Source organism: Bacillus cereus group sp. MYBK195-1, assembly GCF_051916605.1.
Classification (GTDB): Bacteria; Bacillota; Bacilli; order Bacillales; family Bacillaceae_G; genus Bacillus_A; species Bacillus_A cereus.
The window spans coordinates 38,500-51,088 of record NZ_JBQAGZ010000011.1 but is presented as its reverse complement, the minus strand read 5'-3'; the positions used below and the strand labels follow the sequence as shown (position 1 = coordinate 51,088).

The following is a 12,589-nucleotide window of genomic DNA, read 5'->3' as shown; positions in this document are numbered from 1 at the left end:
CTTTCAATATAAAAAACCATGAGAAAGAAACATTCCCCATGGTTTTCGGCATAGAAAAAGGAAGCCAAATAGCTCCCTTTTCACACGTTTATTAAAAATGGGTGAAGAGATTTCTATCGTTCAATAGTCACTATGCAATTGTTAAAAAAGGGCATACGTATCCCGTTAACAACTACATCATGAAAAATCGCACGACAAAAATAGATAAAATCTAAAAATTTGGCACGCGCAGCTAAAGAACGTTTCATCTCATTCACCCCTTTCGTACGGAATTTAATACTTACTTCTTTATTATACTTTCCAATTTCATGTTTGAATAGTCATTTTTCTGAAAATAATGAAGATAGACTAAACATTTCAATAAGTGACATCAAATCTTACAAAACTGTTATGTTCACGTAATGGAAAGCGATAGTACGAAAAGATGCCTCCCTATACAATAAAGATGTAAAACAAGAGAGACAAACACAAGGAGGAAACAAACATGATGAAAGAAATCGTAAAAGCAATCTTTGAGGTATTAGTGAACGGACAAGCAGTTGTAAAAGAATTAAATGAACTATAAAAAGGAGTGAAGAAATATGATGAACATGGTGAAAATGATTTTACACGCTTTAGTCGATGCAAAAGCAGTTAGCCAAGAATTAAACCAACAATAAAAAGGGGTATATGAATATGAAGAAAGCCATTATTATAATTGCAAGCACAGCAATTACTTTATACACAATAAAAAATAGAAAAAAGAAAAATAATGAAAATGTTCTATATTATCCATACACACTATTAGAGAAAAAATAAAAGACAAGGTACCCTATCGTAATGAGGATATCTTGTCTTTTATTTTTTCCATATTGTCTTTAGAGGATTTCCTTCTCCTTTTCCCGAATGTATTAAGCGGGATTTTTACACATATTTTAAAGGGGCATATATACAAATGGATACACAACAACTATATTTTTTAAACGATATCGGTAAACAAAAACCAGAAAGTATTCGGAATAGAAGCGCTGCATGTCCATTTTGCGATAAAGAACATTTAACGGATATTTTAGCAACTGATGGTTCTATTATTTGGTTAAAAAATAAATTTCCTACACTACAAGATACATTTCAAACGGTGCTGATTGAAACGGATAATTGCGAAGATCATATCGCAACATATACAGAAGAACATATGCGAAAATTAATGCAATTTTCTATTCAACATTGGTTACACTTACAGAAGAACGAAGAATTTGCATCTGTAATTTTATACAAAAATCACGGTCCATTTTCAGGTGGAAGTTTGCATCATGCACACATGCAAATTATCGGAATGAAATATGTAAATTATCTTAAAAATATTGAAGAAGAAAATTTCCAAGGGGTAATTGTTCAAAAAAATGAACGCATTGAGCTTAATATTTCAGAGCATCCCATTATTGGCTTCACTGAATTCAATATAATCATTGATAATATTTCATATATAGATGAAATGGCAAATTACATTCAGCAAACTGTACGTTACATACTGATAGATTTCCATAAAGGATGCAGTAGTTATAACTTATTCTTCTATTACTTAAATGGAAAAATCATTTGTAAAGTTGTACCTAGATTTGTCGTTTCACCATTGTATGTAGGATATAAAATACCGCAAGTTTCTACAAAACTAGAAGAGGTGAAAATACAACTCACGCAGTATTTCACGAAAGAAAAGGATGAAATTATTCATAAAAAAACAGAGTAGGTATAGAAAACCTACTCTTTAATTACACCTTTATTTCGATAGTACACATCTTCTAATCCGATGTTATACTTCATGTTATTATCCGTCCACTCTGGCCCTAAATTCCCTGGCCATCCAGATGTATTCGCTATATATTTCAGTAATGCAAAATCAGTCAAACCTTTTTGCACCCCACGCTTATATCCTTTCATTAAATGCGGCATTGCAATTTGCGCATTTGTACGTGGATCTTTCAGCTCATCATCAGTTAAATGTTCTGGTGCAAGCCCGCCGCCGCGGTGTAGTTGAAACAATCCAAATGAAGTTCCATTATCTCCAACACTTCTTGGATTTAATCGACTTTCATGCTCGGCAATTGCAAGAGGTATCCATTCCGGAAGATTTACTTTCTTCGCTTCCTCTATAATGATTTGTTTCATCTGTTTTGCTTCTTCTGAATCAACATAGCTTGTTCCATTCACTAGCTTATCCATTCCTTCAGACTTTCCTTGGAAATATAAATATACTCCAAGAACAACTAAAAATCCTACAAAGAATTTCTTCACTACCTCTACCTCTTTCTCCGCTGAAATTTGTCCCCTTTCAGCCTTCTTCCCTTTACAATTACCTACATTTCATCATTCTCTTACTCTTTTATCATAGCAAATAACTATACATATTATCATCATGCTTTAGACCGATTTTGTGAAAAAACAGCTGGTAAATACGTGCAAAAATGTAACTTTCATAGACTATAACGCATTTTTTGCATATAATTGTAAACTGAATTCTAAATATAAACTAGGAGAATAATAATATGAAAAAATGGTTGCTACTCTTATTTAGTTTACTACTATTAATTCCTGTCCCTATTTCCGCACAAAAAAACGCAAATCCAAAAGCCCTTATTTTATACAGTTCGAACGATGATCAAATTACAAGTGATACCCAAATACTTAATACACAAGTAGGGCATTTTACTAATAATATAACAATTAAAAACATAAAACAGTTAGCTAAAATAACTGATACATCTTCATATACACATGTTATTTACATAGGTGAAAAACAAGAAGAACTTTCTACTGAAGCAAAGGAATTTCTAGAAGGCTTCCCAGGACCATTATTAGTTTTAGGTCAAAATATAGAACAGTTATCCAATCGTTTTTCGTTTATCACACTTAAAAATGAAGATATAAACTCTGATACAATTGAATATCCAACACGTAAAATAAAGAATACATTAGAGGAAGAACGATCAATTAAACATCTTGATACAACTGGAACAATTCTTGCCCATGCTTTAAAAGGGAAGAATCCTTATCCATTAATTGTGCAACAAAATAATTCTTATTACGTTGCAACGCCAAATCTCTTTGACTGGATGTCTCATTACATCGGTGAAGTGTTATTTTCTTACTTCGGACAAAAGCCAACGAACAATAAGGTAGAAGCTTATTTACGTCTTGAGGACGTCCATCCAGCCGCAGATATAAATCAATTAAAAGAAATTGCTACATTACTAAAAGAGAAAAAGATTCCTTACATGATCACTGTCATTCCTGTATATGCAGATCCAGAGACAGGAAAAACACTACATTTAAAAGATAAACCCGAACTAGTCGATCTTTTACGCTCTATGCAAGATGATGGTGCAGCAATTATTATGCACGGTTATACGCACCAATTTTATGATAGTGAAACTGGGGAAGGTTTTGAATTTTGGGACGTAAAGACAGATCAACCAATTCGCCAACCGAAACATGAAAAACCAAAAACAAAAGATGCCTTCCCTAATATAGAAGCATATAATGCATACGTAAAAAAAGGGGAAGAATTTGAAGAAAAATATACAACTGAGCATATTGAAAAAGGCATTCAAGAACTTGTAGATGCTAAACTATATCCCGTCGCATTTGAAGCACCCCATTACACGATGTCTCAAAAGGGGTATGAAATATTATCAAGATACTTTTCAACTTATGTAGGACAACTACAGTTAAGTGATATAACTTGGAAATCCATGCACTCTCCGGCATATAGAAGTACACCATCATTTCTACATGGAATGAAATTAATGCCTGAAACAGTCGGTTTTATTGAAGAAGACAAGCCACAAGCTATTGCTAAAATGAAAGCAAATGCTTTATCTGTTGCTAAATTATCCGATGGGATTATTGGGGCATTTTATCATCCTTACTTAGGTGTGAAACCATTACAAGAAGTGTTAAAAGATCTAGAAAGTATTCCAAATATAGAATGGATTGATTTACAAAAGGAAAAGAATGAAGTAAAAATGAAAGATATTCATATTACGACGAATAAAGACGGCATTCACGTTGAAAAACCAATCAGTGCGAATGACATAATTGATTATATAAAGCAATATGGCTTCTTCCTTATACTGGGGTTCGTTATCATTGTCTTTCTTTTATTATTAAAACGTGCGAAGAAATTAGAATCCTAATACAAAACCACCGAGCGGAACGCTTGGTGGTTTTTTTCATATATCAAACCGTGGCATTTTATTAAATAAATTCAACTTTTACTTTTTCCGTTACATTATGAAAATTATAATTCTCCTATCCTTTCAAATAAAATCGAATGGTATTTTCATATATTGTTTCTGCAACCTGATCAACAGATATGTTTTTTATAACACTAATTTCCTTTAATACATCTCGAATCATTCTCGGGTGCGTCATAACATCGTCTTGAAATTCCCACGGTCCATCTGTTTCTACCATCATATATTCAAGCGGATAATACGAAACAATTTTTCTAATCTTCTCCTTATGTAAAACATCCGGTGTAATCGAAATATAATAACCATTCTTCATCATCCGTTTCATTGTTTCATCACTTCCTTTAAACCAATGGAAATGTGCACGTGAAACTTTATATTTCTCTAGCAAATCACATACAGTGTCAGCATCTTCATAAACTGCGTGTAATATAATCGGCAAATTATACTTACTAGCTAGTTCTATAAATTTTTTCAATACAGCTATGTATGGATCTACAGCAATGCTTTCATCTTCTTTCCTCAAATAATAGGGCAAACCTACTTCACCAATCGCAACAATTTCCTCTGCGTTCTGTTCAATAAGTTTATAAATCTGTTCACACTCTTCTTTATGAATCTGTTGCTCTGGATGAAACCCTATCGCTGGATATATAAAGGAATACTTCTTCGCTAAAGATAACGTTTCCTTACAAGATTGATAATTCATAGATACAGCAATAAGCCCCTTTATTTCATTACTATTTTCCACCTCTTTCAGTAATCTGTTCTTCTCTTCATCCTTATATTGATCAACATGTATATGACTATCAATCCATTTCATCTTTATGCCCCCATAAAAAAAACAAGAAAGGACTTCCTTTCTTGTTTTATCATCTATATTATTTAACAATTAAGTTTGTTATGATATCAAATAATCCAATACACACTACGGCAACAGTAAAGTAGCTACAGAAATCTTTAATTGGTAACTTCACTACTTCTTCTTTACGCATCCCATTTTTCTCCCTTCTTACTAGATCCCTAATTATTTTTCTATCTGTATCTATTATGCAAAAAATATGACAAATTTACTATCGAATTAACTTACGTAAACCTTACAATGTTGTAAGGTTTAAAAAAGGATCCTCATCTTTATTCAGATGAGGATTATTAAAAATTAGTTGGTTTTTCATTCTTCATTACAAACAGAAAGTAATACATTAAGACTTTCTAGTTACACTATATGAAAATTACTATCTTTTAACTATCGAATTACATTACAGAAGGCTTACATGTTTGTAAGTTATGTGTAATGTAATTCGATAGTTCCCCTTACTTATATTTCGTACAATAAAGTTAGAAAGTAAGCCAAATAAGAAGAACACTCACATAACCAAATTGCATTGCTAGTAGCTACTCTTCTTATACCTTTCACCCATGCTACTACAATGTACCCCCTTCCCCTTTATATAATAAAAAAGCCTTAGTCTATATGGACTAAGGCTTTTTTGCTAACCCCTAAAATACCCTTACCCAGTATTTTTATTTTCGACAAAAAATAGCTGGGGGTATATTTTACTATCTCATCGTTAAAAGTTTACTCTTCGCATTTATAGGAATATTTGCAACCTCAATCTCTTCAATCGATTCACCGTAACGTCCTTTTGCATACACCTTTAATGCTTCATCTCTCTTTAACATATGCTTAACCGTTTTCTTTATTTTCTGCTCTCTACCACGTTCATCGAATGCAATAAATTCATATTCATACCACTCATCACCAATATGCTGACCAATTGTATTCACAACCGTATAGTATTCTTTCGTCTTATAAAATGGATTATATTTATCGATAACCGGTCCAAGTTTCGTAGGCAGTAACATTACTACTATCACTATCATCGCTATTATAGTAGTGATCATTTTTTTCTTCATAATAAACATTCCTCCTCTGCAGGATATATATACATCCATTTTAAAAAGGGGGAATAAAATCTACTATTGAATCTCATTACATTACACTTACATTTTTGTAATAATTAAAAAAGGTGAACGAATTTACTCGTTCACCTTTTAGCTTGCTTTAAAGCCACCGCCAAGTACATCACGTACATCATGTATAACAACGAAAGCATCTTCATCTACCCGGCTAATAACTTGTTTTAACTTAACAAGCTCTTGTTTATTAATAACAACATATAAAACTTCTTTATTTTTACCAGTATATCCGCCGCGCCCTTCTAATACAGTAACACCGCGTGTCATATTTTTCGTAATAGCTTCACGAATTAAATCTGGTTGATTCGAAATAATCGTAACAGCCGTTTTTGTATCCATTCCTTCTACAATGAAATCAATCACCTTCGCTCCGATGAACACAGCTACAAGTGTATACATTGCCTTTTCTTGCCCTATTATAAATACAGAACCAGCAATTACAACAATATCAATAATTAGTACGCCTTTACCTACGCTCCAACCTAAATATTGATTTGCTAACCGAGCTAAGATTGCTGACCCTCCCGATGTACCTCCGGCTTTGAACATACAGCCTAATCCAATACCCACAAATAAACCAGCAAATAAAGCTGCTAATAATGTATCACTATTTACATGATACTCAATATGTTCTGTAACGTATAAAAACAAAGATGTTTCTACAATCCCTAAAATTGTATAAATCATTGTTTTCTTATCAAAAAATTTATAACCAATAGCTAGTAAAATTGCATTTATAGCAAAATTCACAATCCCTGGTGACCAATCAAATAAGTAGTACGTAACAACCGTTAAACCAATAATTCCACCTTCCGATAAACGGTTTGGAATTGCAAAGTAATTAATACCAATTGCGAATAATAATGAACCAATTGTAATTAGTGTTATTTCCTTTATACGTTGATTAACCATAGTTCATACCCTCCCCCCATTTGACATTGTATCACTATCTCCTAGAGGTTTAGAAGTGGTTTTTATTCCGCATTTCCCCTCTTAAAAATTGAAATATTATGTTTAAACAGAGGGTTGATTAATTATTCATATTTGCTCTAACTGCACGGACAAATTGCTCCACATTCCCTTTCTGAATATACTTAGCGCGAATGGTTTCATGATTACAAGTAAACTCAAAGTACGGATGAAAATCTATGCTATCTATATGCAAATATGAGTACTCTTTAAATGTTGAAGGATAGTACGGAAATTCCCCGTAAAAAAGGAGACGTCTAGTAGTGGCAACAAAAACCCCATGTTGATACGATAATATAAAATTATCCTTCTCAAATATCCCTACCACAAAAACCAAAATCTTTTCATCATCATCTACATACTTTTTCATACTCGATAAAAGTTCATTCATGCATATTCCTCCAAATTCTATTCACTGCTTTAACACTTGAAAAGAATCCATGGATATTACAGACCGGTTTAACTCCTTTATAAAGTATGAAACGCGTTTCCTGTCAAAGATATTTCAAAAAAATAATCCGTTATGCGATTATACACATAACGGATTAAAATTAAACCGTAGAGCGTTCCACAAGTTCGTATGGAATTTCCAGCTTTTCTTGTTCAGAACTCTCGTCATTCACTTTTCTATGCAACATTTCAAAAGCAGTTTTCCCTATCTCCTTTAAATTTTGATCAATAGTTGTCAATTGTAACACTTGCGAGATAGGTTGATTATCAAAGCCAATAATCGCTAAATCCTCAGGAACTTGAATCCCTAATTTTTCAACCTCTGTCATAACCCCAATCGCAACTTCATCACCTGCTACTATTAATGCTTCAGGAAGATCCTGCATCTCTTTTAACTTATGAGCCACTTTTACACCATCTTCTAGTGTAAAACATTCTGTAAAAATCCATTCTTCATTAACCTCTTCGTCTATAGATTGCAATTGCTGTTTATAAACATCAAAACGCTTTTGACTACTCGGCCCTAATTTTCTTCCCGTACAATAACCAATTTTTTTATAACCTTTCTCAATCAAATAATCCATTCCTAATTGAAAGGCCGCTGAATGATTCGTATATACACTTGAGATGTTTGAAATATCATTGTCTTCACAAGCAATTATTGTGCCGTAAGAAGCATACGGTTCTATCGTTTCCCAATCATTTGCACGGGAACAAATAATAAGACCATCCAATTGTTTTGTTTTTAACATATGTAAACTTTTCATTTCTTCTTTTTTATTATAATTCGTTTGGCAAAGTAACACTCTGTAATTATGAGTTAACGCAATCTCCATCATTCCGCTCACCATCGCATCAAAACACGGATGATTAATATACGGTAAAATCACACCAACAATATTCGTCTTTCCTTTTGATAAATGAACAGCATTTGCGTTTTGCGAGTAATTCAATTTCTCAACTATCTCTATAACCGCTTTTCTTTTTTCTTCACTTACATATGGGTGATCATTCAACACTCTCGAAACAGTCGTAACTGAAACTCCCGCCATCTTTGCGATATCTTTAATATTAGCCATACACTCACCTCTATCTTTAAGTTAATGAATCTCATGAACATATGTCAAATCTTCTTATCATTACACCTTCATTCATTTCTCTTACAAAAGTGTAATTTTTTTGTAAGCTAATTCGATAGTGACTTTCGGCAACATTTCATACAATTAAGTCAGAAACAAGGTAACAACCATTCGAAAAGGAGCGGATTAATATGATGAACAAAATGAAAACGAACAATTTCTTACATACAATGGGCATGGTATTTTCCGCTCTTATCGACGCAAAAGCTGTTGCTTCTACATTAAACAAGTAAGGAGAATATATTATGAATAACATCACTTTTAACAAATTAGATTTTTTAGGACTAGCTAGTGGCTCGCTTCTTCTTACTGCTTTTATTTACGCCGCTACGCTTGTATAACTTTGTGTCCCCTTTCCCCTTTATTATAAATAGTAATAGAAAAGACGACCGTCTATGCCCGGTCGTCTTTTCTTATTTTTGATTTGATTGCAAAGCTTCTTTTAACTCCTCAAATTTCTCATTTAATTGATCTGTCATCATTTTCATAGCAGTTTTTCGATCTATTTGTTCTCCAGCCTCAATTTGAATCGGATCTCCAAAAATCAATTGTGCCTTTTTCCCCTTTATTAATTCTTTTACACTTGATGGACCAACATAAGCTGCCGGCACTAAAGGTACATTAGAACGCATCGCAATTGTCACAGCACCCGCTTTTAATGAAACATCTTCCGCTGATCTCGTTCCACTCGGAAAAATCCCTACTACCTTTCCTTCTTTTAATAAACGTGATGGAATTTTAAGTGTACTCGGTCCCGGATTCGCGCGATCTACAGGGAATGCATTTACATTTTTAAAGAACCAATTTTTGAATTTCCCTTCAAATAATTCTTTTTTTGCCATGTAATGAATTTGAGTTGGGTACATCCCTGTAGCTAACATTAATACATCCATAAAACTTGTATGTGTACACGCAACAACATACGGACCACCTTCTGGTAGCTTTTCTCTTCCTTGCACGTCTACTTTCCCAGCTGTTTTAAATATATATTTCAACAAAAATGTAATTGGTTTATACATTTATTTCGTTCCTTTCTAAACATCCGAAGTATAATCATATTCTTACAACAATTATAACACTAAGTTTTAGGAGTTGGTAATAAAAATGAGTATGAATTGTTACATTTTAATTCTTACAAAAGTGTAATTTTCTTGTAAGCTAATTCGATAGTTACTTCTTACTATATTTCATACAATTAAGTCAGAAACAGGGCAACAATTATTCGAAAAGGAGTCGATTAATATGATGAACAAAATGAAAACGAACAATTTCTTACATACAATGAGCATGGTATTATCGGCTCTTTTTGATGCAAAAGCTGTTGCTTCTACATTAAACAAGTAAGGAGAATGTATTATGAATAACATCACTTTTAACAAATTAGACTTTTTAGGATTAGCTAGCGGCTCTCTTCTTCTTACTGCTTTTATTTACGCTGCTACGCTTGTATAACTTTGTGTCCCCTTTCCCCTTTATATAGAAAAAGACGACCGTCTATGCCCGGTCGTCTTTTTAATTTTTTCTTTCTTTCAATTCTTTTAAAAGCTGTATCAGCTCAGCTTGTTGTTTTATCTTTTTACGACCATTTCGATTAATTGCTGCAAGCTCACAGGCAACTCCGACGGCGAAGAAAAACAATAAACTTTCTAACATGTAAAATCCTCCATTTGCCTATTAAACAGCTTGACGTAATTGTTCTTCTTGTAAAACTCTCTTATTTATATTTTCTTCTTTTCTCTGACAAACGTTATTGCGAATAAGCGCTGCAATAACAAGTACAGTCCCTATAATATCAAACATTGTGATTTGATACCCTTGCATCATCATAATAGCTAAAGTCGTAATTGGTACAAAATTAATAAATAAAATCCCATTAATGGATGATAAAATTTTCACACCATAGTTCCAAGCAAGTAGCGCTACAATACCTGGCAATGTCATCATAAATAACAAATCATATTTCACAATAGAAATCGTTCCCATACTCGGAACTGAAATATATCCAAGCGACGTAATAATTACCGTTATAATCGCTGTAACAGTCGTACCGAATACACACGTCAACGTAGAATAACGTAATGTTGACCAATCACTACAAGTTTGACCACCCATCGTATAAATAACCCAGCCTACAACACCAATAAATATAAATGCTAATGGGAACATATTATCTTTCAATGTTACAAAGAAACTCATGTCACCTTTTGTAATAACAAACACAGCTCCTACAAAAGCAATAACCATACTCGTTATCATATACTTCTTCGGTTTTATATGCTTATATCCCCATAAAATACAAATAGAAATCATCGGCATAAGTGCTTCCATAATGGAAGCTACCATTACACCCGACTTACCCATCAACATTTGCCCTAAAAATATGAGGACATTATATACTGTAAATGCCATCGTTCCAAAAAAGACGAGTAACTTTCCTCTTCCCTCTAAACGAAATGCCTGTTTTCCTTCTTTCATTAACAACAATACAATCAGCATTATCGCCACTGCTCCATAGCGAATAAACGAAAAATAAAATGGATCTATGTATTCTAGCGCATGATCAGCAACTGGAAACATCGCTCCCCATGACATACTCGCAATTAAACACGCTAAAGCCCCTATTATCATTTGACCTCTTCTCACCGCAATCCCCCGTTTCTTTCTATTTGCACAAAGAGAATTGTAAAAGAAAAAATATATCACGTAAAATGATTCAAAATGATGTTAACTATCATTTATAATGATAGTTAACATCAAGGGGGATTACAAAATGGAATTACGAGACTTACAAATCTTTAAAAGCGTTGCCGATCAGGGTAGTGTAAGTAGCGCAGCAAAGGAATTAAATTATGTACAATCAAATGTAACTGCACGTATTAAACAACTAGAAAACGAATTAAAAACCCCACTCTTTTACCGCCATAAACGAGGAATGACTTTAACAGCTGAAGGAAGAAAAATGCTCGTTTATGTTAGTAAAATTTTGCAAGATGTCGATGAACTAAAACAAGTATTTTTAGATAGCGAAACACCCTCCGGTATATTAAAAATCGGTACAGTCGAAACAGTAAGTACACTGCCTACCATTTTATCTTCTTACTATAAAAGCTATCCGAATGTCGATTTATCATTACAAGCGGGTCTAACAGAAGAATTAATTAGAGAAGTACTTGATCACCAATTAGATGGTGCCTTTATATCAGGTCCTATTAAACATCCACTAATCGAACAATACGATGTTAGTACAGAGAAATTAATGCTTATAACACAAAATAAAGCCTTTCATATAGAAGAATTTACAACAACTCCTCTACTCGTTTTTAACCAAGGATGTGGATACCGCTCCAAACTAGAACGTTGGCTTAAAGATGAAGGTTTGCTACCAAAAAGAATTATGGAATTCAATATATTAGAGACAATATTAAACAGTGTTGCACTCGGTCTCGGAATTACACTCGTACCACAGTCTGCTGTCCATCATCTTTCTAAAGCAGGTAAGGTACATTGTCATGCAATCCCTGAAAAATACGGCAGTATTTCAACGGTTTTCATACGCCGTAAAGATAGCTATATGACGAATTCAATGCGTAGTTTTTTAAAAACAATTGAAGAACATCATCATATCAATATGCTATGAAAGACATTCTTACACGAATGTCTTTTTTTCTTACAAAAGTGTAAGTCTTTCGTAAGCTAATTCGATAGTTGCAAGTAGACATATTTCCTATAATTAAGACATAAGCAGGGCAACAACAATTCGAAAAGGAGCGGATACGCATGATGAACAATATGAAATCAAATAAACTTTTAAATACAATG

At 33.2% G+C, this 12,589-nt stretch carries 16 protein-coding genes; 6 read left to right on the top strand and 10 right to left on the bottom strand.

The features are described from left to right. Positions 1-113 precede the first annotated feature (113 nt). The gene (locus ACTFRY_RS27550) at positions 114-248 is read right to left on the bottom strand and encodes an RAxF-45 family protein (RefSeq protein WP_000830643.1); all 135 of its coding nucleotides are present in this window, start codon (positions 246-248) and stop codon (positions 114-116) included. A gap of 421 nt (positions 249-669) precedes the next feature. Between ACTFRY_RS27550 and ACTFRY_RS27545 the strand changes: the two genes are divergently transcribed. Beyond that, positions 670-798, top strand: coding sequence for a hypothetical protein (locus ACTFRY_RS27545; RefSeq protein ID WP_001998915.1), 129 nt, complete (start codon positions 670-672; stop codon positions 796-798). Positions 799-934: 136 nt separating this feature from the next. Further along, a complete protein-coding gene (locus ACTFRY_RS27540) occupies positions 935-1,729 on the top strand; it encodes a DUF4931 domain-containing protein (protein ID WP_098617133.1) in 795 nt (264 codons plus the stop codon). A gap of 11 nt (positions 1,730-1,740) precedes the next feature. Here ACTFRY_RS27540 and ACTFRY_RS27535 read toward each other — a convergent pair whose 3' ends face one another. Continuing rightward, on the bottom strand, positions 1,741-2,274 hold the full coding sequence (locus tag ACTFRY_RS27535) for a transglycosylase SLT domain-containing protein (protein ID WP_000713249.1): 534 nt from the start codon (positions 2,272-2,274) through the stop codon (positions 1,741-1,743). Positions 2,275-2,525: 251 nt separating this feature from the next. Between ACTFRY_RS27535 and ACTFRY_RS27530 the strand changes: the two genes are divergently transcribed. Beyond that, on the top strand, positions 2,526-4,175 hold the full coding sequence (locus ACTFRY_RS27530) for a DUF2334 domain-containing protein (RefSeq protein ID WP_098617134.1): 1,650 nt from the start codon (positions 2,526-2,528) through the stop codon (positions 4,173-4,175). A gap of 115 nt (positions 4,176-4,290) precedes the next feature. On the opposite strand, the gene ACTFRY_RS27525 is transcribed toward ACTFRY_RS27530, so the two are convergent. From ACTFRY_RS27525 to ACTFRY_RS27505, 5 genes are all read right to left on the bottom strand, one after another. After that, positions 4,291-5,055 (bottom strand): TatD family hydrolase, encoded by a 765-nt coding sequence (locus ACTFRY_RS27525; RefSeq protein ID WP_098617135.1) that lies wholly within the window; start codon positions 5,053-5,055, stop codon positions 4,291-4,293. 737 nt (positions 5,056-5,792) lie between these two features. Next, positions 5,793-6,149 carry a YxeA family protein gene (locus ACTFRY_RS27520; RefSeq protein WP_061663594.1) on the bottom strand — a complete coding sequence of 119 codons (357 nt, stop codon included), beginning with the start codon at positions 6,147-6,149 and terminating at the stop codon, positions 5,793-5,795. 138 nt (positions 6,150-6,287) lie between these two features. Continuing rightward, the gene (locus tag ACTFRY_RS27515; RefSeq protein ID WP_000248040.1) at positions 6,288-7,124 is read right to left on the bottom strand and encodes a YitT family protein; all 837 of its coding nucleotides are present in this window, start codon (positions 7,122-7,124) and stop codon (positions 6,288-6,290) included. A 118-nt stretch (positions 7,125-7,242) separates the two neighbouring features. Beyond that, positions 7,243-7,572 carry a PH domain-containing protein gene (locus tag ACTFRY_RS27510; protein ID WP_001004249.1) on the bottom strand — a complete coding sequence of 110 codons (330 nt, stop codon included), beginning with the start codon at positions 7,570-7,572 and terminating at the stop codon, positions 7,243-7,245. Positions 7,573-7,732: 160 nt separating this feature from the next. Continuing rightward, positions 7,733-8,710: a LacI family DNA-binding transcriptional regulator gene (locus ACTFRY_RS27505; protein WP_001273898.1), complete on the bottom strand. Its 978-nt coding sequence runs from the start codon at positions 8,708-8,710 to the stop codon at positions 7,733-7,735. A 305-nt stretch (positions 8,711-9,015) separates the two neighbouring features. Here ACTFRY_RS27505 and ACTFRY_RS27500 point away from each other — a divergent pair, with 305 nt between their 5' ends. Next, the gene (locus tag ACTFRY_RS27500; protein ID WP_001060007.1) at positions 9,016-9,111 is read left to right on the top strand and encodes a DUF3948 family protein; all 96 of its coding nucleotides are present in this window, start codon (positions 9,016-9,018) and stop codon (positions 9,109-9,111) included. A gap of 72 nt (positions 9,112-9,183) precedes the next feature. On the opposite strand, the gene ACTFRY_RS27495 is transcribed toward ACTFRY_RS27500, so the two are convergent. Then, positions 9,184-9,789 carry a lysophospholipid acyltransferase family protein gene (locus ACTFRY_RS27495; protein ID WP_000277767.1) on the bottom strand — a complete coding sequence of 202 codons (606 nt, stop codon included), beginning with the start codon at positions 9,787-9,789 and terminating at the stop codon, positions 9,184-9,186. 337 nt (positions 9,790-10,126) lie between these two features. Here ACTFRY_RS27495 and ACTFRY_RS27490 point away from each other — a divergent pair, with 337 nt between their 5' ends. Continuing rightward, positions 10,127-10,222 carry a DUF3948 family protein gene (locus ACTFRY_RS27490; RefSeq protein WP_001060007.1) on the top strand — a complete coding sequence of 32 codons (96 nt, stop codon included), beginning with the start codon at positions 10,127-10,129 and terminating at the stop codon, positions 10,220-10,222. Positions 10,223-10,282: 60 nt separating this feature from the next. Here the strand turns inward: ACTFRY_RS27490 and ACTFRY_RS27485 are convergent, their stop codons facing one another. Continuing rightward, on the bottom strand, positions 10,283-10,423 hold the full coding sequence (locus ACTFRY_RS27485) for a YrzO family protein (RefSeq protein ID WP_000894065.1): 141 nt from the start codon (positions 10,421-10,423) through the stop codon (positions 10,283-10,285). A gap of 21 nt (positions 10,424-10,444) precedes the next feature. Then, the gene (locus ACTFRY_RS27480; protein WP_136985968.1) at positions 10,445-11,413 is read right to left on the bottom strand and encodes a DMT family transporter; all 969 of its coding nucleotides are present in this window, start codon (positions 11,411-11,413) and stop codon (positions 10,445-10,447) included. 127 nt (positions 11,414-11,540) lie between these two features. Here ACTFRY_RS27480 and ACTFRY_RS27475 point away from each other — a divergent pair, with 127 nt between their 5' ends. After that, positions 11,541-12,407: a LysR family transcriptional regulator gene (locus tag ACTFRY_RS27475; RefSeq protein ID WP_000423032.1), complete on the top strand. Its 867-nt coding sequence runs from the start codon at positions 11,541-11,543 to the stop codon at positions 12,405-12,407. The last annotated feature ends 182 nt before the right edge of the window (positions 12,408-12,589 follow it).